The organism is Devosia sp. (assembly GCF_036563435.1).
Classification (GTDB): Bacteria; Pseudomonadota; Alphaproteobacteria; order Rhizobiales; family Devosiaceae; genus Devosia.
This window is the reverse complement of the sequence record NZ_DATCMJ010000006.1, coordinates 49,228-70,658: the sequence shown is the minus strand read 5'-3', so window position 1 is coordinate 70,658 and position 21,431 is coordinate 49,228. Positions and strand designations below refer to the sequence as shown.

Genomic DNA, 21,431 nt, shown 5'->3' with positions numbered 1-21,431 from the left:
GTCTTGCCCAAGGTTGCCAAATAGCTAACAGACCTGAGCCACCAACGAGTGCATATCTGATCTTTATCGTAAACGGCCGTGCCGATTTTCGCTGATGAAGCTTGCGAGCCGGCACCAGCCGCTGCGTCAGAGATCGGCATCGATCGAACCGATCGCCTTCGAGAGCGTTGGCGACAGGCTGCAACGCTCGCAGGAGCTCCCCATGGCCGACTATGAACTGCTCTATTGGTCCGTCCCGTTTCGCGGCCAATTCGTCCGGGCGGTGCTCGCTTTTGCCGGCAAGAGCTGGGTCGAGGGTGGAGATGGCAAGATTTCGCGGCTGATGCAGGGTGCGATCGGTGACATGCCGGTGCCGTTCATGGGGCCGCCGGTGCTGATCGAGCTGACGACCGGGTTCGCCATCGCGGAGATGCCGGCCATCATCCTTTATCTCGGCGAAACGCTGAACCTCCTGCCGGACACGCCCCAGGAGCGGGCGATGACCATGAAGATCGTCAACGACGCCAATGACGTGATCGACGAGATCACCCTCGATGGCGGCAAGGCGATGTGGACGCCGGAGCGCTGGGAGGAGTTCAAGCCCAGGCTTCAGCAGTGGATGCGCATCTGGGAAGAAACCGGGCGTCGACACGGGCTCCAGGCCGACAGCGGCTTCATGCTGGGCGGCGTGGCACCAGCCATTGCGGACGTGATCACCGCCACCTTGTGGACCACCATGACCGATCGCTTTAGCGCGATCCGGACGCTGCTCGAGGAAAGCGCCCCAATGACGGCCGCGCTCTGCCGCCGCGTCTCGGCCCTCCCGGCCCTCAGCAAGCTCTCCGGGGATGCCCGCAGGCAATATGGGGAGGCCTATGCCGGCGGGCAGATCGGCCAATCCATGGCGGAGGTCTTGAACCGCTAGGACCGCGTGTTGCCGAGCGATCAGGGAGGCTTACAGCGACGGCGGCTTCTGCGTAACGCCAGCGAAAAGCCGGGCCCTCGCTTCGAAAGATGCTTCGAGAAATCCTGCTTCGTCGTCGGACATTCCGACATATTCGGAACTGCTCATCCAGTCGTCGTGCCACTGCATCAGGTCCGCTTCCGTCGCGACAGCGTCCAGTGCTGCCCCTGCTTCGGAAAGCTGTATCGCCCTGACCATCATGTGGACGACTCAGGCACCAACTTGCCCAGCGTACCAGAAACGTCCTCGGCAAAAAACGACAGTTTCAGGTGGGTATTGTTCTGGTCGTCGCAGACGAAGAGGTCTAGGCGACTCGTACCCCACACTTCCGAACCGAGGTCCTTGATCATCTCACCGGCGATACGAACTGCCTGATTTTTGACTTGTGCCTGCGTGCTGCATTCAATCCCGTTAGTATCGGGGACAAATTGACCATCCACAATGTGGAAGAAAAAACGGGCCATGCGGTAATCTCCTGATGCGGAGTACCAATGGAAAAGGCGCCACTGTTTCCGAAAAAATTCGGAACCGCTAAATACCTATAAGATGGATTAGACGTATTGATGCAGAATAGCGCGTCTTCACGATAGTTGTGATAACAGCGAGCGCATCGAATGCCGCCAAGTTAGGTCGCAGACGATTGGGAGAAGCGGTTTGCTCTTGCCCTAATTGGAGAAAGAGCATGGCTTCCGACGCTTCCTTGGTGAGGCTCCTGATCGCCCGTCTTCTGAACTACGGGCCTCTTTCCAGGGAAGAGCAGGCGCTTCTCGAACAGGCGGTAAGCTCCGAGCGCGAGGTGCCGCCCGACACGGAGCTGGTGCTTGAAGGCACGTCGCCCTCTCACAGTACCTTGCTTCTGAGCGGTTTTGCAGCACGCTATAACCTGAAGCTGGATGGTTCTCGCCAGATAACGTCGCTGCACGTAGCCGGGGACTTCGTTGACCTTCATAGCCTGCTGATGAAGCCGCTGGACCATGGCATAGTCGCGTTGACGACCTGCCAGGTAGCCATGTTCCCGCACGAACGGCTGACGCAGATTTACGAACAAAATCCCGGGCTCGTCCGCCTGTTGTGGTTGAACACGCTTGTCGATGGCGGCACGCACAGGCGCTGGACTTTTTGCCTGGGAAGCTACCAGGCCCACCAGCACCTTGCCCATTTGATTTGTGAGCTCTACCTGCGCCTTCGGCAGATTGGCAGGGTCGACGACTACAGCTTCCACCTTCCGTTGTCGCAGGCCACAGTTGGTGAGTGCCTGGCCATTACGCCAGTTCATGCCAATCGCGCGATACAGAAGCTCAGAGCGCGCGGGGTGATCAGCTGGGAGCGAGACCTCATCACCATCAAGGACTGGGACGGCCTCGCTCGATCAGCCGAGTTCGATCCCACATACCTTCGAATGCCCAAGACAGCTCGCTTCTCACCCAGCTAAGCGTTTTTGCTCACCGCCGGACAAGCTCTCTGCCGCAGAGCGGCACTCCGTGAGGCTGCCTACTGCAGAGCACCTTGCCGCCCATCAGCTTCATGATCGTCAGGGACCAATCGCCTCAGTCCGTCGCCCACCGACCTGTGCCACATTGGCCACGTCAGGCCGCAGGGGAAGAAGATCCAGGTGTCCTGCCCGACTTCGATGATAAAGGGGCAAGACACTTCGGACCTGCTCCAACACAAAACGCCGCCCGGCCAGTTGGCGTCGCGGTTGCACGGTGGGAAGCGGCTTTCGCCCCGACGGCTTGCGCCGCCTGTTTGAGGGAGTTGAAGAGGCGAAAGCCGCTTCACACGAACTGGTTTTTCCCGCGCATGCATCGAGCGGCTCCATGAAGGAACGTCCGGTTGGGCGATCGGGCGGGGATCCCCCCCTTCTCCTTTTCACGTCCCCCGCCTACCGGTGGTCAGCATCCACGCCGGTGCCAGGCGACTCCGGCTACCACTCCCCCCGCCCAGTGCTTCGTCGGCACTGCGTGTCGTGGCGGGAATGGGTGGAGTTTGGCACGGGTGAAGGGAGGCGGGGATAAGTTTTTGAGAGGTTGGCTGAAGGAGCAATCCGCCTAAGCGACCATGGCTGCTCCCGACCCCATGTCAGCCACTAGACCGATTAATGCCGCTCCCTGATATCTGCCGCAGCGAAGCCTCTCGCAGCTTGTTTGCAGACGCCCACTGGTATCGAAAAAGAGCTACAGGCTCGCTTCCAGCGCGACTTCTTTCAATCTGTTCGATCACTCTGCCGCCTAATCGATCATAAAAAGCTCGGGCCGGCGCGTTTTTGGCAAAGACGAGCAAATGCACGGGCTCCCCACGCCTAGTTGCATGGAAAGCCTCAATCCCTGCTGCAAGCAGGCCGCTGGCTACGCCTCTTCGCTGATAACCTTTGGCGACGTAAATGTTGTGAAGATAAGTCCCAAAATCCTGTTCTTGGTCGAACAGAAAGCAAGCAAAACCGGCAAGATCGTTCGCTTCTTCGGCGACCATTACCGACATTCTGGACTGATCTATCCCTTCGCCCAATCGAGACCGCCAGAGATCGCTTTTTCCTTAGGCATTACGCATTCGAGATAGGTTGCGGGCAAAATACCAGCATAGGCCTGCTGGCCACCTATGACATGGATAGGAGTGATGCCGTCGACGTCTTGGGCAGCGCCTCACGGTAATGCACGAAGTGTCCTTTCCGGCTGACAAGGCACATTTTCAGCCGAAAGCCGCCAGTCCGCAACCCACCCCCTTGCAGACCCTTGCTGCTACGCGTGCCCCACAATCGATCGGGCTGCCCCGTCAGTCCGTCCCACCACTGATCGGCGCGACATAGGCCACGTCCAGGTCCCACGGGAAAAAGATCCAGGTGTCCTGGCTGACTTCGGTGATGAAGGTGTCGACGAGGTCGCGGCCCTTGGGTTTGGCGTAGACGGTGGCGAAGTGGGCGCCAGGGAGCATGTCGCGGACGACGCGGGCGGTGGAGCCGGTGTCGACGAGGTCGTCGACGATCAGGATCTTGCCGCCATTCTTGGCGATGTCGAGGATGGGCTGGCTGATGGGCTTGAGCACCTGGATGCCGCCCTGGTTCTGGTGGTCGTAGCTCTTGACCGCCACGGTCTCGACGGTGCGGATATTGAGCTCGCGCGCGACGATGGCAGCGGGAACCAGGCCGCCGCGGGCGATGGCCACCACGGCATCGAAGCTTCCCATGCCGGCCAGGCGCCAGGCCAGGGCGCGGCTGTCACGGTGAAACTGGTCCCAGGTGACGGGAAAGGATTTCTGGTTGGCGTTGCTCAAGTCACGTCTCCTGCGCCGGCGCGGCAGCGCCCGGTAAATCAAGGCACCGTGCTTAGCAAAAGCGGAACGCCGCGCCAATCAGGCACGCAGGCTTTTGCCCCCAGTCAGTAAACTTCGTCGTCGGGCAGCGCCACGCCTTCGCGCAGGTGCACCTGCGTTACCATCTGCCGGACCTCGCCGGCGGCAAGGTTGAGGCGGTCGAGGTCGGCGGAGCGGAGCACCAGCTCGGTCATCACCCGGTCCTTACCCATCTGCGGATAGCTGCCCATCTTGACGTCCGGAAAGCGGTCCTGGAGGGCAGCCAGCGGGCTGCCCAAAGTCCCCTCGCCCACGGCTGCCTTGATAGTCACCGACTGCACCTTGCGCCCACCTTCGAGCGTGGGCGCAATGGCCTCGAGCATGGCCTTCATGATCACCGGCACGCCGGCCATGACATGGACATTGCCGATGCGGAAGCCGGGGGCGGCGCTGACCGAATTGACGATCAGCGTTGCGCCCTCGGGAATGCGGGCCATGCGCAGGCGGGCCTCGTTGACCTCGGTGCCGGTCTGCTTCCAGCGCGCCTCCAGCATGGCGCGCGCTTCCGGGTTGATCGGCAGGGCGACGCCGAAGGCCTTGGCAATGGCATCGGCGGTGATGTCGTCATGGGTGGGGCCGATGCCGCCGGTGGTGAACACATAGGTATAGCGCCTGCGCAGCGCGTTGACGGCCTCGACGATGGCGTCGGTATCGTCGCTCACCACCCGCACTTCCGTGAGCTCGATGCCCAGATCGGTGCAGAATTCGGCGGTGGCGCCGATATTGACGTCCTTGGTGCGGCCCGAAAGGATTTCGTCGCCGATCACCAGGAGGCCGGCCGTGATGCTGTCTGCGGACATGGGATGTTCTCTGGGTTGCTGTTCATCAGACATGCTCCGGCGCGATAGTGGCGTCAAGCTGGCGCCGGAGGCTTCCCAACCGCGGGACGAGGGACTATTTTGCCCTTCAACAGCCGGAGTCCTCCATGATCACCTTTGTCGAAGCGCCCGCCAAGGCCCGCCGCACCGCCGGCGTCATTCCGCTGCACGGCGCCGAGGGCTTCGAGGGCATGCGCAAGGCCTGTGGCCTCACGGCGCGGGCGCTCGACATCCTGACCGAATTCGTCGAGCCGGGCGTGTCGACGGCCAAGCTCGACCAGATCGCCTATGAATTCGCGCGCGACAACAATGCCGTGCCGGCTACCCTATTCTACAAGGGCTATCGCCACTCGCTCTGCACCTCGATCAACCATGTGGTGTGCCACGGCATTCCCGACGAGCGGCCGCTGCGCGAGGGCGACATCGTCAATATCGACCTGACGCTGGTGGTGGATGGCTGGCACGGGGATTCGAGCCGCATGTATCCGGTGGGCGAAATCTCGCGCAAGGCGGAGCGGCTGATCGAGGTGACCTATGCCAGCCTCGACGCGGGCATGGCGGCGGCCAGGCCGGGCAACACGACGGGCGATATCGGCGCGGCCATCCAGACGCTGGCGGAAGGCGAGCGCATGAGCGTGGTGCGCGATTTCGTCGGCCACGGGGTGGGCAAGCTCTTCCACGACGAGCCCAACATCCTCCATTTCGGCACACCGGGCATGGGCGTGCCGCTCAAGCCCGGCATGATCTTCACTATCGAGCCGATGATCAATCTGGGCCGGCCGCATGTGAAAATCCTCTCCGATGGCTGGACCGCGGTGACGCGGGACCGGACGTTGTCGTCGCAATGCGAGCATACGATTGGGATCACCGAGACGGGCTGCGAAATCTTCACCGTGTCGCCCGGCGGCCTGTTCAATCCCCTGGCTGCACGGGCTGCCTGATGCCGAAGCGCCCCGTCGAACTCGCCGAGGCGCCCTTCCCCGCTCTTGATGCTATGCCGCATTCCGATGCGGCCGGCGCCAAGCCCGATCATGCCGGCCACCGCGAACGCGTGCGGCAGCGCTTCCTCAAGCTTGGCGCCGACGCCTTTGAGGACTACGAACTCCTCGAACTCGTGCTCCACATGGTCATCCCGCAAAAGGACACCAAGCCGCTGGCCAAGGCCCTGCTCAAGGAATTCGGCTCCTTTTCCGGCGTGTTCTCGGCCAGCCAGGCGCGCCTTGCCGCCATCAAGGGACTGGGTCCCACGACCGTCGCCCACCTCAAGGTGATCCAGGCGGTAGCGGCCCGCTTCGGGCGCGACGGCATCGACCATGACAAGCCGATCCTGTCGTCCTGGAACCAGCTGATCGATTATTGCCGCAGCCAGATGGCGTTCGAATCCATCGAGCAGTTCCGTATTCTCTTTCTCGACAAGAAGAACCGGCTGATCGCCGACGAGGTGCAGCAGACCGGGACGGTGGACCATACGCCGGTCTATCCGCGCGAGGTCATCAAGCGGGTGCTCGAACTGTCCGCCACCGCCATCATCTTGGTGCACAACCACCCTTCGGGCGATCCGTCTCCCTCATCGGCCGATGTGCGGATGACGCGCGAAATCGCCGACATCGCCAAGCCGTTCGGCATCGTGCTGCACGACCACATCATTGTCGGAAAATCCGGCCACGCCTCGCTGCGCAGCCTCAAGCTAATCTAGCTGGTCGGATGCGGCGGCCGGGGCCGTGGGGCCCAAGCGATCGACCAGCTGCCGGAGATTGCGCGCCGCGGCCTTGAGCTGCGGATTAGCCTTGATGGCCGCCCGTGCCTTCTGGAAGTTGCGGTGCGCGTGGACGACAAGGGCCCCCTTGCGCGTGAGGCCGACATAGTGCTGCCGGAGCGGCTTCTGGACATTGCACCAGTGGCGCTTCTCGTCGGTGAAGCCCTGGCCCATGTCGAAGACGCCGATGCCCTGGTCGAACACCGTCTGCATGACGCGCAGGAGGCACTGCTTGCCGGGCGAGCCGCCCTGGATGCGCGGATCGTCGCTCATGGACGAGATCAGGCAGAACATGCGATCATTGTGGACGACGTTGTAGCGGACGGCAACGATCTCGCCATCGAGCCGCAGGACGTGGAGCCGCAGGTCGACGCCGGAATCGGGCCTCGCCAGCGCCTGGTAGAAGTTGAAGAGCCGATCATGCACGAAGGGGTCGCGGACGCCCATGGCCTTGAAGCGGGCCGAGCGCTGCTGGAACATGGTGGCCAGGGCCAAACCCGTATCGTCGCCATTGCGCAACTCGCAGAAGCTGACCTCGCCCAAGGCCGCCAGGCGGTCACCCTGTTGCCGGTCATGCTTGCGGCGGCTCTTGCTGCGCTGGAGCTTGTCACACTGTTCCCAGCTCGGGAACTCGGCGCGATAAAGCGTCTCCACCCGCAGCTGCGTCCCCAGTTCACCGAACAGGTCCTCGTGACCGCCGACCTCCACCGGGATCGAGCGGAGATAGATCACCTCCGCACCCTTGAGCGAGGCTGTCATGGCCGCCCAGAGGGAAGCCCGCCCTTCGGGGCCGAGCGCCACCAGCCGGTCGGCATCGACGATGGGCGCATAGCAACCGGCATTGGCGCCGGGAAACCAGGTAAAGACCGGCAGGCCATGGACGCGCTTGCGATGCAGCGGCAGGAGCGCCACAGGCTCGCCATCGACCGAGCCCAGGACGTAGCGCTGGTTTTCGGGCGCGATCTGGCGATCGCCCACCCAGAGCCGAATGAAGTCGAAACTCTGGCCGGGCGACTCGATGGCTGGCGCGGTGAGCTTGCGCCAGACGGCTTCGACATCCTCGATGCGGGAGGTGACGGAGACGTCGATGCGCGACCGGAGCGACGCGGGCGCCGCTGCGTCCCCGTCGCGCTGTGCTTCCAAGTCCGTGCCAGGGCCGGACGTTTGCAGTGTGAAGGCGCTCCCGCTCATGCCCGCACTCTGGCGGGAGCAGGTAAACCGCGGCTGAAGTTTGGCTGACAGAGTGTCAAAAAACCTTGGAAGGTTAAGCCGCCGTTACTCAGCCGAAATTGGCGAGGACCGGGAAGGTCTCCAGGAACCAGTAGGACAGACGGGTGAAGTTGCCGGTTAGAAAGAGGACGCCGGTGAGCACCAGCAGGCCGCCCATGACCTTTTCCACTGTATGGAGGTGGCGCTTGAAGCTTTGAAAGAAGGTGAGGAACGGCCCCACCGCGATGCCGGCCAGAAAGAAGGGAACGCCCAGGCCCAGGGAATAAAGCGCGAGGAGCCCTGCCCCTTCCCAGGCCGTTTCGCGGCCGGCAGCGACGGAGAGCACCGCGGCGAGTACCGGACCGATACAGGGCGTCCAGCCGATGGCAAAGGCCAGGCCGAGAAGGAAGCCGCCGAGCGGGCCGCTGGCGACGCCGGGGCCCTGATGCCTCATCTGGCGGTCCAGAAGGCCAATGCGATAGAGGCCGAGGAAATGAAGGCCCATGGCAATGATGACGACGCCGGCGACCGGGGTCAGGATCGGCAGCAGCTGGCGGAAGGCCTGCCCAAAGGCGGTGGCGGTGGCGCCCAGGGCTACGAAGACCACTGCAAAGCCGGCGATAAAGAACAGCGACGTCACCGCGACCCGCCGCTGCAGGGCGGCGGCATCGGCATCTTCCCCGCGCAACTGGTCGAAACTGGCGCCGCTCATATAGGTGAGATAGGGCGGGACCAGCGGCAGGACGCAAGGGCTGAGAAAGCTCAGCACCCCTGCCCCGAACACCAACGGCAATGAAAATTCCACGAGGCTGACGCTCCTGTTGCCCGAAGCGTTCTAGCGCCTGCACCGGCCAACGCAATGCCGGCGTTGTCGCATCGCCGCGAAGTGAAAGGCGGGACACCGGAACCCACCTCGTACGACTACCTAGGTAGCAGGCGGCAAGCCGGCCCGGTCTGGGACAGGCTAAACATCTGCCGGCGCCGGATTCTTACTTCTATGTACGTACATCTTCTATACTATCAGCAGAGAAGTATCTAATTGACCACTGTTGCTGATTTGCTCTAGCGTTACAAACAACCTCAGCTATCCTCAAGATCAGGATTCGGGGTAAGTCTTGTGAAAACACCATTGCGTCGCACTGTGGTGGCCATGGCCTTCTGTGCGCTTGCGGGCAGCGCGATTGCGCAACAACCAGCAGAACCGGCACAACCAGCCTATGATCCGGCGCCATTCCTGGCGTCGATGGTCACCATGCGCACCGTAGCCGTTACTTGCGACCGCTTTGTCGCTAATAGTCCAACCGCGCGGACGCAAAGTATTGTCGATTTCTTCAAGGCGCTCAATCAGGAACTCCCCGACCTGACAGACGGCACGACCCAGAAAAGCCTCGACCGCTTCGTGCGCTCGCAGGCGGCGGTTCTGTGCCGCGACAAGCTGGAGGCGGCCTATCGCGGCTACCAGGCGCAGGCGCAGGTCTACCTCGCCAGCAAGCCCGACGACTGGCCGGCGCCGCCGGAAGTGGCCAACGGCCCCTGGTGCAGCAGCGAAAACTGCCTCGAATTCTAAGAACCCGATGCGAACGTATCCGAGGAGATCGGCGTGACCACAAAGCTTTTCCTGATCGCGCTGGCCCTGTCAGCCACCGCCGCCCTGCCCGCCGCCGCCAATGGCCTGGGCGAAAGCCGGCCCTACCAGTTCCGCTCCGACAGCCAGCGGCAGGTGAACCTGGCGCTCGAGCGCACGCGGCTGGAACTCATGGGCCTCCTCGGCTCGGGCAGCAGCAATGGCATCGGCACCGGGACCGGGCAGACGGGCAACTCCACCTCCATCACCGTGAACGGATCCAACAACGTGATCTCCGTCACCCAGACCAATAGCGGCGCCCAATCCCAGATGCGCGACTGCACTGGCTCGAGCTTCAACGTTACCGGGGGCATGTTCGGATGCTGAAACTTCTTGGCATGAGCCTCGCCCTGGTGGCGCTGGCGGGATGTACGGCGCTGACGCCGATGACACGGCCCAAGGCAGCCTTTCACGGCCCGGTGCCGATCGCCAATTCCACGCCGCATGACGAGGCGCTGGTCTGCCTGAGCAAGACGCCGGAAGTGCGCAATTCGGGCATCATGCTGGCGGTCCACACTATTACCGACCAGACCAACAAGTTCAATTCCGACGAAGGCAGCTTCGTGCCGCGCGACGTGGCCGCCATGCTGATCACGGCGCTGCAGAAGGCCGGCATGAAACAGGTCAACCGCACCAATACCGTGGTGACCGAGTGGGAAATCGCCCGCGCCAAGGAGCAGTTGCTGGGCGACGGCGGCACCGCGACCGTCGGCAACCAGACGGTGGAGTTCCGTCCCGTGACCAAGGGCACGATCCGCGGCTCGGACTATGTGATCGACGGCGCGCTGACGCAGCTCGACTTCAACACCTATTCGGGCGGGGCGGAAGCAACGGTCGGCGGCCTCGGCGCCGGCGCCCGCGCCTTCGCCCTGACGGCTGCCGCCGACATCCGCGTCACCAATACGCAAACGACGCGCATCGTGCGGGCCGGCTCCTATGCCAAGCAGGCGATCGGCACCGAAGTCTATGCCTCGGTGTTCCGCTTCTTTTCCAACGAGCTGTTCGACGTCAAGATTGGCGACAAGTCCCAGGAAGGTCTCCATGCCGGGGTGCGCTGGCTGATGGCGGAAGCGGCCTATGACATCGTCGCCTCGCTGGTGCACCACCAGGGCTCCTGCGACAAATACCTGCCGGCCGCCACGCAGGAAATCCGCGCCGAAGCCAATATGCAGACGGCAGTGGTCAAGCCCTGACAGCGAACGGGTGTCGGTGCGCGTGGCAGTGGCGCGCCTGTGTTCCGGGCGTTTTCTGTACCTCCCCTTCGGGTCCGGCAGCTGCTGAGTTCAGCGGTGATCGTGAGGGGAGTCACACGTCCGGTGCGGCCGGATCTCGGGTCAGGCGGGCCTATCACCTTCGACAGTAACCATCAACCGGCCTGCCCGCACCAGATCCTGACCCAGGTTTTGGGTCGCCGGTCGTGCTCAGCACACGTTCCTGATCGTTCGTCAGCGGGTGCGGCGCGAGGGGGCTTGGATATCAAATTTGCCTGCGTTGCATTCTGAAACCACCAGTTGGCCAAGCCTCCTCCCGCGGCGGCAACTGCGCCAGGAACTAGGACGCCGCTTCAATCCCTCGGCCGCTTATGAAATCGCTGCCCGCCGTCTGACGGTTGTCGTGGCACCGAGGAACCCATCACGGCATTGCGCGGAGGGCTATAGGAGGCGCAAAAGTCAGCTGCGTCGGTCATCTTCACCCGTGCGCGGGTCGACAACAGAAAAGAGGCAGCCAGGGGACTGGCTGCCTCTTGCCCGGAGGGCCGCCCCGCCCTCCCGCGCCCGCTGCTTCCCTATCGGTTGATCACCAGCGTGTTCCCCGATTGAGAACCACCGCCATTGCTGTTGGAAGACTGCGGGAAATCGGCCGTTTGCGCCACCTCGATGACGGCGGAGTCGCCGCCTTCGGCCGGCTTGGTGAGGATGATGACATTCACCGAATCCTCGGAGGTCTGGATGATGCCGTCGCCCTTGACCGGCCGGCCCTTGGCATCGAGCACCTCGTTAATCACCGTCTGCGTACCAACGGAGGATTGTTCGAGCGAACCGATGCGGCTCGACATGATGAAGTTGGCGACATTGGCGCCGTGCTGGGTGATCGGGCCGGCGCCACCTTCGCCCAGCGTCACCACATTGTGGACGATCTGGTCACCGGCAAAGTTGCGGGTGACGCTGTCCACCGTCTCGGAAATCATGATGTTGCCGAAGTTCTCGCCGCGCTGCGTGATGGCGGCCGAAACCACGGACATGGCGGCAACGGTGAGTGTGTTGTCGACGCGCTGCACCGCGCCCAGCTCGATCTCCTGGCTGGCGCTGCCAACGGCCAGCGCCGCCTCGGCATAGTTGGCCATGTTGAGCCCGGATTGATTGATGTTGCCATAGAGAATGGCCAGTTCGGCGCTGTTAAGCACCAGCTGCTTCCCGGTGGCGGCCAGCAGTTGATCGGCAAATTCGAGGCTGTTGGAAATGGTGGAATTGGCAACATTGTTGCCGGTCTGGTTTACGGTGCCGAAGACGTCGACCGCACCCAGCGCCAGCCTGTTGCCGACGGTTTGCGTGCCGTCGAAGCGCTGCACGACGCTGTTGAGATCGCCCGCATAGACCACGGAATTGATCGCATTGCTGCCGGACTGCGACAGGTTGCCGGTGGAGGCAAAGTCCAGCATCTGGCTCATATAGCTGTCGGTGAGGCGCTCCAGCGTGCCGACCTGGATGAGGTTCGATAATTTGCGCACCGCTGCCGTCCTGCTCGACGCTGGGCAGCCCATCCTGCGCATGGGCGACAGGCGCCAGCAGAAGGCTCAGATAGACCACGCTGAACCGGGGCATCTCGACCACTCCCTGTTTTGAAGGAAGGAGCCGCGCCGAAGCGCGGCCCCAGATCGATCAATCGCCCGAAGGGATGCTGATCGAGTTGGCCACGTTGGTGGCCGACTGGACGCTGTTGGTCACGCTGCCCATGGTCTCCAGCAGGTTGCTGGAAAGCTGGCTGGCGAAAGCTTCCTGGTTGATCTCCCAGCCGTCATAGCAGTTGCAGTTGATGCTCGGATTGATGTCGCCGACCGTCACGCTGTTGACGACGTTGGTCGCCGACTGGCCGAAGTCGAAGACGTCGGCATCGTAGCCGTGGAAGATCGCGGCATTGACGGCAATCTGCGGGTTGTAGGAAGCGGACTGAGTGATCGCGCCAGTCAGCGTGTCGATGTTGACCAGGTTTGCGGCATTGACGGCGGCCTGAGTGGAAACCGCATCCGCCTCATCCCAATTAATATCGGATCCGACGTTGTCGTAGCCGCCTTCACCGCCGACGATGACGTTGATGGCTGTCTGGTCGGTGTGCGCGACCTGCTCGATGGTCTTGGAGGTGCTGGCCGTGACGGTGTTCACCACATTGGTTGCGGCCTGCTCAAGATCGATGAACGTGCTGTTGCCCGAACCGAGGATCTTGTTGGTCGCGTCTTGAGCACCCTTGGCGGTCTGCTCGATCGACAACACGCCGTCACCGCTGATGGAGTTCACGACGTTGGTTGCAGACTGCGTGACGTCGGTGAAATCGGAGCTCCAGTCGTCTCCTTCCAGCTTGTTGAGGGCAAACTGATAGAGGTCGCCATACTGTTCGACATTGGCGAGATCGATCTCGATATCTTCAGCATCACCAACAGAGATGAGATTGCCGGCGTTCACTGCTTCCTGAACGATGGCTGTCGCATCTTCCACATCAACGATCATGTTGAGGGCCTTCTGGAAGCCGAGCAACTTCTGGTAGAAATCGGAATCCTGGGTACACATGCCGGTGCCGCAGTTGTTCGAACCGCCACCCGGATAACCGCCACCACCATGGTGACCGCCTCCAAAAGTGAAGGCGAAGGCTGATGCGGTTCCCAGCGTGCTGGTAGCAAGCAGAGCTGCAACGAATACTGTCTTCTTCATTTCAATTCTCCATTTTCCAAAGTTGACGCACTGCCGTCGCCCTTCTTTTGAGAGGATCGACAGTTCTAGACACAGACATCTGGAACTGATGGCGAGCTGCCCCGCGCGTAGAGATGGATCTCTTCGCTTGCACCGTTTCAGTTTGTCTGATGACGGTCAGCCGGGCTCAATGCGCGCCAAAGTATTGCCGCGGCAGAAAGCCAGTGCTGAATATGTTTGGGAAGGTGCCGACAGAAGGACGCGTCAACAGATACTGTGACAGCAGTGTCCGCCTTGCCCGACTCCGCTTAATGTCGTGCGGTATCTTTCATGAAGCGCTTTCCCCCGCGTGATTTTCTCACATGCCCTAGTGGCCACATCTTTGCCACATCTTGGCCGCGCCGTCTAATCACAATTAATGCTTGGTTAACCAATACGGGTTCATAACAATATTCCGCGATGATCTACTTAGCGGATATTCGATTATTTACTTAGGTGGCTTAAGTAAAAGGTCACGGATTGGGCCAGGATTTCTGCCCCTTCCGCGACGAGGGGGCGAGACAGAGCTCCCCCTCCGCGACGCAGATGCGCACACAATGCTGCCATCCTGCTGACCAATGTGAGCAGCCGCATTGGCTCGCCAGGCCTGCCGCTGGACCGTTCCGAGCATCGGCCCTTGCCGCTGGCGCCATGCCACAATATAGCAGCCTCTATGCACACACGCGGCCGAGGTGAATGCCGATGACCACCCGCCCCATCCGTATCGCCCCCTCGATCCTTTCCGCCGATTTCGCGCGCCTGGGCGAGGAGGTCCGCGCCATTGCCGAGGGCGGCGCGGACTTCATCCATATCGACGTCATGGACGGTCACTTCGTGCCCAATATCAGCTTCGGCGCGCCGATCATGAAGGCGGTGCGTCCCGTGACGGACAAGGTGTTCGACTGCCACCTGATGATCGCCCCGGCCGATCCCTATCTCGCCGATTTCGCCAAGGGCGGCGCCGATATCATCACCGTCCATGCCGAGGCGGGCCCGCACCTGCACCGTTCGCTGCAGGCGATCCGCGGCCTGGGCAAGCAGGCGGGCGTTGCGCTCAATCCGGCGACACCCGTAGCGGCGATCCAGCACGTTATCGACGATGTCGACCTCGTTCTCGTCATGAGCGTCAATCCCGGCTTCGGCGGCCAGAGCTTTATTCCCGAGACGCTCAACAAGCTGCGCCAAGCCAAGGCGCTGATCGGCAACCGCCCCATCGACCTCGAAGTCGACGGTGGGGTAACGGCCGACAATGCCCGCGCCATCGCCGATGCTGGCGCCAATGTTCTGGTGGCGGGGTCATCGATCTTTGCCGGCAATGACTCCGCAACCTATGCCAGCCGTATCGCCGCGATCCGCATGGCGGCCACCGGCCGCAGCGCCTGATTCAAACTCTGAACCACAAGGTCCAAGCCCATGATCCCTCGTTACTCCCGCCCGGAAATGGTCAGCATCTGGTCGGCGGAAACGCGCTTCAGCATCTGGTTCGAGATCGAGGCGCATGCCACCACCAAGCTTGCGGAACTGGGCGTGGTGCCGGCAGAGTCGGCGCAGAACATCTGGGACGTGATGAACCGCCGCAAGGCGGAACTCGGGGACTACGGCTTCGACGTGGCGCGTATCGACGAGATCGAGCGCACCACCAAGCACGACGTGATCGCTTTCCTCACCCACCTGAGCGAAATCGTGGGGCCCGATGCCCGCTTCGTGCACCAGGGCATGACCTCGTCGGACATTCTCGATACCACCTTGTCGGTGCAGTTGGCGCGCGCTGCCGACCTGCTGATCGCCGATATCGACGCGCTCCTGGCCGCCCTCAAGCGCCGCGCTCTTGAGCACAAGGACACGATCACCATCGGCCGCTCGCATGGCATTCATGCCGAGCCCACCACCTTTGGCGTCAAGCTGGCCGAGGCCTATGCCGAATTCACCCGCAACCGGCAGCGCCTGGTGGCGGCCCGCGCCGAGATTGCGACCGCGGCCATTTCGGGCGCCATCGGCACCTTTGCCAATATCGACCCGCAGGTGGAGGAATATGTCGCCGAAAAGCTCGGGCTGACGGTGGAGCCGGTCTCGACGCAGGTCATTCCGCGCGACCGGCATGCCATGTTCTTTGCCACACTAGGCGTCATCGCCTCGTCAATCGAGCGCGTCGCCGTCGAGATCCGCCACCTGCAGCGCACCGAAGTGCTCGAGGCCGAGGAATATTTCTCGCCCGGCCAGAAGGGTTCCTCGGCCATGCCGCACAAGCGCAACCCGGTGCTGACCGAAAACCTCACCGGCCTAGCGCGCCTCGTGCGCGGCATGGTCACGCCGGCGCTTGAGAATGTGGCGCTCTGGCACGAACGCGATATCTCGCACTCCTCGGTCGAACGCATGATCGGCCCTGACGCGACGGTGACGCTCGATTTTGCCCTAGCCCGGCTGACCGGCGTCATCGACAAGCTCGTCGTCTATCCGCAGAACATGCGCCGCAACCTCGATCTGCTCGGCGGCCTTCATAATTCGCAGCGCGTACTGCTGGCGCTGACTCAGGCCGGCTATTCGCGCGAGGACAGCTATGCCGCGGTGCAGCGCAATGCCATGAAGGTCTGGGAGCACCACGGCGAGCGCGCCGGGCTCTTTGCGCAGAACCTCAAGGCTGACCCCGAAGTGACTCTGAGCGATGCGCAAATCGACGCTATGTTCGACGATGCCTATCACCTCAAGCATGTCGACACGATCTTCAAGCGGGTGTTCGGGTGAGCGTCATTTGCGCCCAGGAGACCGGGCTGACGGCCGAGGAATACGTCGCCTGCGTCGGCCAGAGCAAGCTGGGGCCGACGCGGCCGCTGGGCAATACCGAGCGCGTCCAGGCCATGCTGGACAACTCCAGCATCGTGGTCACGGCGCGCGATGACGGCGGACGCCTGCTGGGCCTGTTCCGCGGCATGACCGACTGGAGCTGGGTCTGCTACTGTGCCGACATGGCCGTGGTGGAAACGGCGCAGGGGCAAGGCATCGGCAAGACGCTGATGGAAACGGCGGGGCAGATCCTGGGGCCGGGATGCAGCATCGTCCTCCTGGTGCTGCCGGGCGCCGAGGGTTTTTACCAGAAGATCGGCCTCACCCAGACCCGCGCCGCCTTCTACCGCGACAGGACGCACCGCACATGAAGATCTCCGAATGCGACGTCCTGATCCTTCCCGGCCTCGGCGGCATCAAGCCGGGACATTGGCAGACGCGCTGGGCCGAACGCATGGCGACCGCCGCCATCGTCGAGCAGGCGGACTGGTGGGAACCCGAGGCCGACGACTGGGTCGCGACCATCGACCAGGCCTGCCGCCTGACGTCGCGCCCGGTCGTGCTGGTGGCCCATTCCACTTCGGTCTCGGCCGTGGTCCATGCCGCGCCGCGACTGCCAGGCAATGTGCGGGGCGCATTCCTCGTGGCGCCGACAGATGTGGAGCTCAGCCCCGCGGCACCCGAGGCGACCTATGTGTTCCGCCCCATTCCGCGCGATCCGCTACCCTTCCCCTCCATGGTGGTTGCCTCCAGCAACGACCCCTATGTGTCGCTCGACCGCGCCGTGGAGTTTGCCAATTGCTGGGGCTCGGACTTCCACCAGGCCGGGGAAGCGGGACACATTAATGTCGATTCCGGCCATGGTCCCTGGCCCGAGGGCCTCTTGATGTTCACCCGGCTGATGCAGCGCCTGTGATGGACCCGTTCGAGCTGCGTCCCGAAACACCTTCGGTGGAGGATTACCGCCGCCTGCGCCGGGTGTCGGGCCTCAGCGAGAAGTCGCTGGAGGCGGCCGCGGCGGGCCTGCCCAACACCTGGTTCGCAGTCACCGTCCGGCACGAGGGCCGCGCGGTGGGCATGGGGCGCATCATCGGCGATGGCGGCACGGCCTTTCAGGTCGTCGACATCGCCGTGGAACCGGCGCATCAGGGCAAGGGCCTGGGCAAGCGCATCATGACGGCGCTGATGGACCATTTTCACGCCCACGCGCCGGAGACCGCCTATATCAGCCTCGTGGCCGACGGCGACGCCCGGCACCTCTACAGCAAGTTCGGCTTTGAGCCCGTCATGCCCCGATCCATCGGCATGGCATTGTGGCTCAAGCCGGCTGGTGTCCCGGATCGGTGAGCCTAGGCAGCTAGCTTGCGGGTGGGCGACGTTGGGCGCCATGAAAGATGCGCCCGATGAGGATGCCTTCATCATGCACGCGATAAAGGATGATGTGCGACCCGTGGAGGAACTGCCGGGTCTTTCCTTCATAGAGTGGACCGCTTTGAGGATATTCCGCGATCAGCTCAAAAGTGCGGGATAGGTCTTTGAGATACTTCTCCGCCTGACGCGGGCCGAAGGCCCGCAGCGTGTAGCCGTAGATTTCTTGGAGGTCGGCCTCGGCTCGGCGGGAAAGCTTATGACGCATGCCGATGACGGGCGCGTGCTTCCGCTAGGATCTCGTCGATGGATTTCTCGCTGATGCCGCTGCTGAAGCCTTCTTCAATGGCCTCGAAAATCAAGCGGCGCTTTTCAGCCGGAGGCAAAGCATCGAACATCGCCCTTTGCTCCGCGGTGGGCGCGGCCCAGGGATAAACATCGATGCTCAGGGTCTCTGACGGGTTCATCCGAGGATGCTAGCAGCAACGGTAGCGTGCCGCAACGATTGGACATGCACAAGCCCCGCCCTTTGGGGCGGAGCCTTGTGAAGATAGACAGAAACGATCAGCCTTCGGCGGCGATCTGCTCGTTGGCGGTCTGGGTCAGCTGCAGCATTTTCTGGCGTATGGCCGCTTCGCCGACGCTGAGGCCCTTGGCCTCGAGATCGCCGGCGATCTTGCGGTAGACGTCTTCGTCGCCGGCTTCCTGGAAGTCGGCGGCCACGACTTCGGCGGCGTAGTTGCGCGCTTCATCGCCGGTGAGGCCCAGCAGTTCGGCGGCCCAGATGCCCAGCAGCTTGTTGCGGCGGGCTTCCGCCTTGAACTTCTTTTCCGCGTCGAAAGCGAACTTGGCTTCCTGACCCTTTTGCCGATCCTCGAACTGGCTCATGCAACTCTCCCGCTTGCCGTCATCTCTTGCCGCTCACCGGCCTGTGAAATGGACATAGGGGGTTCGCCGAACCAAATCAACTTCCGCCAATGGGCTGCGACCTTATGCATGGACCGGCCGTGCCATTCACCCTCTCCAGCGAAAGAGCTTGCAATTTTGAGCCGTTCTGGCGCATGAAGCGGCCAAATTCTCCCTCCCCCCAACGGTCCGGATTCCCAATGAACCGTCGTCGCAAAATCTACGAGGGCAAGGCCAAGATCCTGTTCGAGGGTCCCGAGCCTGGCACTCTGGTTCAGTACTTCAAGGACGATGCCACCGCCGGCAACGGCGCGCGTCACGAAGTGATCGACGGCAAGGGCGTGCTCAACAACCGCATTTCCGAATTCGTCTTCACCAAGCTCAACGGCCTGGGCATCCCGACTCACTTCCTGCGCCGCATCAACATGCGCGAGCAGCTGATCAAGGAAGTCGAGATCATCCCGCTCGAGATCATCGTGCGCAACTATGCGGCCGGTTCGTTGGTGAAGCGCCTGGGCCTCGAGCCCGGCACCCAGCTCCCCCGTTCGATCATTGAGTTCTGCTACAAGGACGATGCGCTGGGCGACCCGATGGTCTCCGAGGAACACATCACCGCCTTCGGTTGGGCTACCCCGGCCGAACTCGACGACATCATGTCGCTGGCCATCCGCGTCAACGACTTCCTCACCGGCCTCTTCATGGGAGTCGGCATCCAGCTCGTCGACTTCAAGATCGAATGTGGCCGCCTCTATGAGGGCGACCTGATGCGCATCGTCCTGGCCGACGAGATCTCGCCGGATAATTGCCGCCTGTGGGACATCAAGACCCGCAACAAGATGGACAAGGACCGCTTCCGCGAGAACCTTGGCGGCCTCATCGAGAACTATCGCGAAGTCGCGCAGCGCCTTGGCATCCTGGTTGAAACCGACAATGCGCTGACCACCGGTCCGCGCCTCGTCCAGTAGAAATCGGAGCCAGGACAATGAAGGCACGTGTGACTGTGACGCTCAAGGCCGGTGTGCTCGACCCGCAGGGCCAGGCCATCGAGGGCTCGCTCAAGGGCCTCGGTTTCCCGGGTGTGGCTTCTGTGCGACAGGGTAAGGTGTTTGACGTAGAGCTGGTGGGAACGGACCAGGAGTCCGTACGTTCTCAGCTCAACAGCATGTGTGAAAAGCTGCTGGCCAACACCGTGATCGAAAACTACTCGGTCGAAATCTCAAATTAACGCCTTCGGGCGATAACCAACGTCGCGCCGTCTTGTGGCGCAGGACCATACTGCCATGCTCAAAACCATCTCGCTTTCGGTTATGTTCTTCGCCACGATGGGTCTCCTGTTCGCCGCCTACGCGTCGGTTCCAGTCTGAACAGGCTGATCTGCGGCTTGCCGGCGCATCGCTGCGGCACTTGTGCCTGGTAGCGATGCCAGTGGTTTAGTGTCTGCTTACCACGACCGCACTTAGCCGCATTTTTCACTCACCCGTTATCCCTCCGGTGATCGCCCTCCGCTAGCGTGCATCCGCTAATGCGGAGTGCATGACGATGACCGGAACCAGCAAACGCCTCGACTGGGTGGACATGGCCAAGGGGCTGTCCATCTTCCTCGTCGTCATGATGTATGCGGCGTCGAGCGTGGGCGAGGATACTGGCGGCGTGGGCGCCCTCCACTGGGCCATCGCCTTTGCCACGCCCTTCCGCATGCCGGAATTCTTCCTGATCTCGGGGCTGTTCCTGTCGCAGGTGATCGACCGGCCGTGGCGGACCTTTGCCGACCGCCGGGTCGTGCATTACCTTTACTTCTACGCGCTCTGGGCCGTGATCCACATCGTCTTCAAGGTGGGCTTGTTGGGAGCGAGCCCGCTTGGGGCGCTGGAGCAGATCGCGCTGGCAACCGTCCAGCCCTATGGCGTGCTCTGGTTCATCTATATGCTCGCCTTGGTGAGCGCCGTCAGCAAGCTGCTGCATGACTGGCGCGTGCCCCACTGGGCCGTGCTGGGCGCAGGCGCCGTGCTGCAGATGGCGCCGGTCCATACGGGCAGCTATGCGCTGGACCAGTTCGCCGAATATTTCGTCTTCTTCTATGCCGGCTATGTCCTGGCGCCACTGCTGTTTCGCCTGACCGCGTGGGCAGTCGATCATGCCGGCCAGGCGATTGCGGGACTGGGTGTCTGGGCCGTGGTCAACGCAGCGCTGGTGTTCCTTGGCGGGTTCCAGATGCATCCGATCCATCCGGTAATGGGCCTTGCTGGTTTGCCGGGGGTTCATCTCGTGCTGGCGCTGGTGGGTACGGCGGCGCTTTGCGTGATCGCCGCCCTCCTTGCGCGCCTCCACTGGATGGACTGGCTGCGCTGGATGGGCGCGCATTCGCTGGTGATCTACGTGGCCTTCGTGCTGCCCTTGGGCATTTCGCGCACGGTGCTGATCAAGCTTGGTCTGGATGAACCGACGCTGTTGACGCTGCTCACCATGGCGATCGCCATCGTGTCGCCGCTGGTGCTGTACTGGGTCGTGCGGCGCACGGAGTTGGGCCTGTGGCTGTTCGAGCGGCCGGATTGGGCGCATCTGCCGGGGACGGCGAGGCGGGCGGCGGCGGTGCCGGCGGAGTGAGACCTTGACCGCCATGCGGGCATAGCCCGCATGGCCTTCGAACCTAAAAACGCGCCACTGGCGCGTTTTTGCGCGGAGCGCCGGTTCGAAGCTTGCCTTTTACCGCAAGACTCATCAAAAGGACCTCGCACCCCCA

Annotated in this window: 27 protein-coding genes; 15 read left to right on the top strand and 12 right to left on the bottom strand. The window is 62.6% G+C overall.

The window, feature by feature from the left end; genetic code table 11:
- The first annotated feature begins 202 nt into the window (after positions 1–202).
- Positions 203–904: a glutathione S-transferase gene (locus VIL88_RS04435; RefSeq protein ID WP_331986410.1), complete on the top strand. Its 702-nt coding sequence runs from the start codon at positions 203–205 to the stop codon at positions 902–904.
- Positions 905–934: 30 nt separating this feature from the next.
- Here VIL88_RS04435 and VIL88_RS04430 read toward each other — a convergent pair whose 3' ends face one another.
- A complete protein-coding gene (locus tag VIL88_RS04430; protein ID WP_331986408.1) occupies positions 935–1,144 on the bottom strand; it encodes a hypothetical protein in 210 nt (69 codons plus the stop codon).
- On the bottom strand, positions 1,141–1,407 hold the full coding sequence (locus VIL88_RS04425; protein ID WP_331986406.1) for a DUF6894 family protein: 267 nt from the start codon (positions 1,405–1,407) through the stop codon (positions 1,141–1,143). Before VIL88_RS04425 ends, VIL88_RS04430 begins: the two co-directional genes overlap by 4 nt.
- 218 nt (positions 1,408–1,625) lie before the next feature.
- Here VIL88_RS04425 and VIL88_RS04420 point away from each other — a divergent pair, with 218 nt between their 5' ends.
- Positions 1,626–2,375, top strand: coding sequence for a Crp/Fnr family transcriptional regulator (locus tag VIL88_RS04420; protein ID WP_331986404.1), 750 nt, complete (start codon positions 1,626–1,628; stop codon positions 2,373–2,375).
- A gap of 647 nt (positions 2,376–3,022) precedes the next feature.
- Here the strand turns inward: VIL88_RS04420 and VIL88_RS04415 are convergent.
- The 3 genes from VIL88_RS04415 to VIL88_RS04405 form a co-directional block, all read right to left on the bottom strand.
- The gene (locus VIL88_RS04415; protein ID WP_331986402.1) at positions 3,023–3,448 is read right to left on the bottom strand and encodes a GNAT family N-acetyltransferase; all 426 of its coding nucleotides are present in this window, start codon (positions 3,446–3,448) and stop codon (positions 3,023–3,025) included.
- A gap of 264 nt (positions 3,449–3,712) precedes the next feature.
- A complete protein-coding gene (gene gpt, locus VIL88_RS04410; protein ID WP_331986400.1) occupies positions 3,713–4,210 on the bottom strand; it encodes a xanthine phosphoribosyltransferase in 498 nt (165 codons plus the stop codon).
- A gap of 104 nt (positions 4,211–4,314) precedes the next feature.
- Positions 4,315–5,088 (bottom strand): competence/damage-inducible protein A, encoded by a 774-nt coding sequence (locus tag VIL88_RS04405; protein ID WP_331986398.1) that lies wholly within the window; start codon positions 5,086–5,088, stop codon positions 4,315–4,317.
- A 125-nt stretch (positions 5,089–5,213) separates the two neighbouring features.
- On the opposite strand from VIL88_RS04405, the gene map reads away from it, so the two are divergent.
- Both map and radC read left to right on the top strand, forming a co-directional pair.
- A complete protein-coding gene (gene map / locus VIL88_RS04400; protein WP_331986396.1) occupies positions 5,214–6,047 on the top strand; it encodes a type I methionyl aminopeptidase in 834 nt (277 codons plus the stop codon).
- Positions 6,047–6,802 carry a RadC family protein gene (gene radC, locus VIL88_RS04395; protein WP_414650109.1) on the top strand — a complete coding sequence of 252 codons (756 nt, stop codon included), beginning with the start codon at positions 6,047–6,049 and terminating at the stop codon, positions 6,800–6,802. The genes map and radC overlap by 1 nt, the downstream gene beginning before the upstream one ends.
- Here radC and VIL88_RS04390 read toward each other — a convergent pair.
- Together VIL88_RS04390 and VIL88_RS04385 are read right to left on the bottom strand one after the other, a co-directional pair.
- A complete protein-coding gene (locus VIL88_RS04390) occupies positions 6,794–8,053 on the bottom strand; it encodes a GNAT family N-acetyltransferase (RefSeq protein ID WP_331986394.1) in 1,260 nt (419 codons plus the stop codon). The two genes, radC and VIL88_RS04390, sit on opposite strands and share 9 nt — an antisense overlap.
- 88 nt (positions 8,054–8,141) lie before the next feature.
- Entirely contained in the window at positions 8,142–8,876 is a 735-nt protein-coding gene (locus VIL88_RS04385) for a cytochrome c biogenesis CcdA family protein (RefSeq protein ID WP_331986392.1), read from the bottom strand.
- A 324-nt stretch (positions 8,877–9,200) separates the two neighbouring features.
- Between VIL88_RS04385 and VIL88_RS04380 the strand changes: the two genes are divergently transcribed.
- The 3 genes from VIL88_RS04380 to VIL88_RS04370 are packed head-to-tail and all read left to right on the top strand — an operon-like array spanning position 9,201 to position 10,888.
- Positions 9,201–9,638, top strand: coding sequence for a hypothetical protein (locus VIL88_RS04380; protein WP_331986390.1), 438 nt, complete (start codon positions 9,201–9,203; stop codon positions 9,636–9,638).
- 33 nt (positions 9,639–9,671) lie between these two features.
- Complete coding sequence (locus tag VIL88_RS04375; RefSeq protein WP_331986388.1) at positions 9,672–10,022, top strand: hypothetical protein; 351 nt, start codon at positions 9,672–9,674, stop codon at positions 10,020–10,022.
- Positions 10,016–10,888 carry a CsgG/HfaB family protein gene (locus VIL88_RS04370; protein ID WP_331986386.1) on the top strand — a complete coding sequence of 291 codons (873 nt, stop codon included), beginning with the start codon at positions 10,016–10,018 and terminating at the stop codon, positions 10,886–10,888. The genes VIL88_RS04375 and VIL88_RS04370 overlap by 7 nt, the downstream gene beginning before the upstream one ends.
- Before the next feature lie 593 nt (positions 10,889–11,481).
- On the opposite strand, the gene VIL88_RS04365 is transcribed toward VIL88_RS04370, so the two are convergent.
- Both VIL88_RS04365 and VIL88_RS04360 read right to left on the bottom strand, forming a co-directional pair.
- Positions 11,482–12,423: a hypothetical protein gene (locus tag VIL88_RS04365; protein WP_331986384.1), complete on the bottom strand. Its 942-nt coding sequence runs from the start codon at positions 12,421–12,423 to the stop codon at positions 11,482–11,484.
- Between the two features lie 151 nt (positions 12,424–12,574).
- On the bottom strand, positions 12,575–13,618 hold the full coding sequence (locus tag VIL88_RS04360) for a hypothetical protein (RefSeq protein WP_331986382.1): 1,044 nt from the start codon (positions 13,616–13,618) through the stop codon (positions 12,575–12,577).
- Positions 13,619–14,338: 720 nt separating this feature from the next.
- On the opposite strand from VIL88_RS04360, the gene rpe reads away from it, so the two are divergent.
- The 5 genes from rpe to VIL88_RS04335 are packed head-to-tail and all read left to right on the top strand — an operon-like array spanning position 14,339 to position 17,764.
- Positions 14,339–15,019, top strand: coding sequence for a ribulose-phosphate 3-epimerase (gene rpe / locus VIL88_RS04355; RefSeq protein ID WP_331986380.1), 681 nt, complete (start codon positions 14,339–14,341; stop codon positions 15,017–15,019).
- Between the two features lie 30 nt (positions 15,020–15,049).
- On the top strand, positions 15,050–16,378 hold the full coding sequence (purB, locus tag VIL88_RS04350) for an adenylosuccinate lyase (protein WP_331986378.1): 1,329 nt from the start codon (positions 15,050–15,052) through the stop codon (positions 16,376–16,378).
- Entirely contained in the window at positions 16,375–16,788 is a 414-nt protein-coding gene (locus tag VIL88_RS04345) for a GNAT family N-acetyltransferase (RefSeq protein ID WP_331986376.1), read from the top strand. The genes purB and VIL88_RS04345 overlap by 4 nt, the downstream gene beginning before the upstream one ends.
- Positions 16,785–17,333 (top strand): RBBP9/YdeN family alpha/beta hydrolase, encoded by a 549-nt coding sequence (locus tag VIL88_RS04340; RefSeq protein ID WP_331986374.1) that lies wholly within the window; start codon positions 16,785–16,787, stop codon positions 17,331–17,333. The genes VIL88_RS04345 and VIL88_RS04340 overlap by 4 nt, the downstream gene beginning before the upstream one ends.
- Positions 17,333–17,764 carry a GNAT family N-acetyltransferase gene (locus VIL88_RS04335; RefSeq protein WP_331986372.1) on the top strand — a complete coding sequence of 144 codons (432 nt, stop codon included), beginning with the start codon at positions 17,333–17,335 and terminating at the stop codon, positions 17,762–17,764. Before VIL88_RS04340 ends, VIL88_RS04335 begins: the two co-directional genes overlap by 1 nt.
- Positions 17,765–17,774: 10 nt before the next feature.
- Here VIL88_RS04335 and VIL88_RS04330 read toward each other — a convergent pair whose 3' ends face one another.
- The 3 genes from VIL88_RS04330 to VIL88_RS04320 form a co-directional block, all read right to left on the bottom strand.
- Positions 17,775–18,053, bottom strand: a complete 279-nt coding sequence (locus VIL88_RS04330) for a type II toxin-antitoxin system RelE/ParE family toxin (protein ID WP_331986370.1) — start codon at positions 18,051–18,053, stop codon at positions 17,775–17,777.
- Positions 18,043–18,183 (bottom strand): hypothetical protein, encoded by a 141-nt coding sequence (locus tag VIL88_RS04325; RefSeq protein ID WP_331986368.1) that lies wholly within the window; start codon positions 18,181–18,183, stop codon positions 18,043–18,045. Before VIL88_RS04325 ends, VIL88_RS04330 begins: the two co-directional genes overlap by 11 nt.
- Before the next feature lie 166 nt (positions 18,184–18,349).
- The gene (locus VIL88_RS04320; RefSeq protein ID WP_331986366.1) at positions 18,350–18,673 is read right to left on the bottom strand and encodes a DUF1476 domain-containing protein; all 324 of its coding nucleotides are present in this window, start codon (positions 18,671–18,673) and stop codon (positions 18,350–18,352) included.
- A gap of 218 nt (positions 18,674–18,891) precedes the next feature.
- Between VIL88_RS04320 and purC the strand changes: the two genes are divergently transcribed.
- The 3 genes from purC to VIL88_RS04305 all read left to right on the top strand — a co-directional run bounded on the left by purC (position 18,892) and on the right by VIL88_RS04305 (position 21,295).
- Positions 18,892–19,656 carry a phosphoribosylaminoimidazolesuccinocarboxamide synthase gene (gene purC, locus VIL88_RS04315; RefSeq protein WP_331986364.1) on the top strand — a complete coding sequence of 255 codons (765 nt, stop codon included), beginning with the start codon at positions 18,892–18,894 and terminating at the stop codon, positions 19,654–19,656.
- A gap of 17 nt (positions 19,657–19,673) precedes the next feature.
- Positions 19,674–19,916, top strand: a complete 243-nt coding sequence (gene purS, locus VIL88_RS04310) for a phosphoribosylformylglycinamidine synthase subunit PurS (protein ID WP_331986362.1) — start codon at positions 19,674–19,676, stop codon at positions 19,914–19,916.
- A gap of 314 nt (positions 19,917–20,230) precedes the next feature.
- On the top strand, positions 20,231–21,295 hold the full coding sequence (locus VIL88_RS04305; protein WP_331986360.1) for an acyltransferase family protein: 1,065 nt from the start codon (positions 20,231–20,233) through the stop codon (positions 21,293–21,295).
- Positions 21,296–21,431: the final 136 nt, after the last annotated feature.

What these genes read in the sequence shown, in the direction of transcription:
- VIL88_RS04435 (WP_331986410.1), top strand. Translation starts at nt 203, where the DNA reads ATGGCCGACTATGAACTGCTCTATTGGTCCGTCCCGTTTCGCGGCCAA.
- VIL88_RS04430 (WP_331986408.1), bottom strand. Translation starts at nt 1,144, where the DNA reads ATGATGGTCAGGGCGATACAGCTTTCCGAAGCAGGGGCAGCACTGGAC.
- VIL88_RS04425 (WP_331986406.1), bottom strand. Translation starts at nt 1,407, where the DNA reads ATGGCCCGTTTTTTCTTCCACATTGTGGATGGTCAATTTGTCCCCGAT.
- VIL88_RS04420 (WP_331986404.1), top strand. Translation starts at nt 1,626, where the DNA reads ATGGCTTCCGACGCTTCCTTGGTGAGGCTCCTGATCGCCCGTCTTCTG.
- VIL88_RS04405 (WP_331986398.1), bottom strand. Translation starts at nt 5,088, where the DNA reads ATGTCCGCAGACAGCATCACGGCCGGCCTCCTGGTGATCGGCGACGAA.
- map (WP_331986396.1), top strand. Translation starts at nt 5,214, where the DNA reads ATGATCACCTTTGTCGAAGCGCCCGCCAAGGCCCGCCGCACCGCCGGC.
- radC (WP_414650109.1), top strand. Translation starts at nt 6,047, where the DNA reads ATGCCGAAGCGCCCCGTCGAACTCGCCGAGGCGCCCTTCCCCGCTCTT.
- VIL88_RS04390 (WP_331986394.1), bottom strand. Translation starts at nt 8,053, where the DNA reads ATGAGCGGGAGCGCCTTCACACTGCAAACGTCCGGCCCTGGCACGGAC.
- VIL88_RS04370 (WP_331986386.1), top strand. Translation starts at nt 10,016, where the DNA reads ATGCTGAAACTTCTTGGCATGAGCCTCGCCCTGGTGGCGCTGGCGGGA.
- VIL88_RS04360 (WP_331986382.1), bottom strand. Translation starts at nt 13,618, where the DNA reads ATGAAGAAGACAGTATTCGTTGCAGCTCTGCTTGCTACCAGCACGCTG.
- rpe (WP_331986380.1), top strand. Translation starts at nt 14,339, where the DNA reads ATGACCACCCGCCCCATCCGTATCGCCCCCTCGATCCTTTCCGCCGAT.
- purB (WP_331986378.1), top strand. Translation starts at nt 15,050, where the DNA reads ATGATCCCTCGTTACTCCCGCCCGGAAATGGTCAGCATCTGGTCGGCG.
- VIL88_RS04340 (WP_331986374.1), top strand. Translation starts at nt 16,785, where the DNA reads ATGAAGATCTCCGAATGCGACGTCCTGATCCTTCCCGGCCTCGGCGGC.
- VIL88_RS04335 (WP_331986372.1), top strand. Translation starts at nt 17,333, where the DNA reads ATGGACCCGTTCGAGCTGCGTCCCGAAACACCTTCGGTGGAGGATTAC.
- VIL88_RS04330 (WP_331986370.1), bottom strand. Translation starts at nt 18,053, where the DNA reads ATGCGTCATAAGCTTTCCCGCCGAGCCGAGGCCGACCTCCAAGAAATC.
- VIL88_RS04325 (WP_331986368.1), bottom strand. Translation starts at nt 18,183, where the DNA reads ATGTTCGATGCTTTGCCTCCGGCTGAAAAGCGCCGCTTGATTTTCGAG.
- VIL88_RS04320 (WP_331986366.1), bottom strand. Translation starts at nt 18,673, where the DNA reads ATGAGCCAGTTCGAGGATCGGCAAAAGGGTCAGGAAGCCAAGTTCGCT.
- purC (WP_331986364.1), top strand. Translation starts at nt 18,892, where the DNA reads ATGAACCGTCGTCGCAAAATCTACGAGGGCAAGGCCAAGATCCTGTTC.
- purS (WP_331986362.1), top strand. Translation starts at nt 19,674, where the DNA reads ATGAAGGCACGTGTGACTGTGACGCTCAAGGCCGGTGTGCTCGACCCG.
- VIL88_RS04305 (WP_331986360.1), top strand. Translation starts at nt 20,231, where the DNA reads ATGACCGGAACCAGCAAACGCCTCGACTGGGTGGACATGGCCAAGGGG.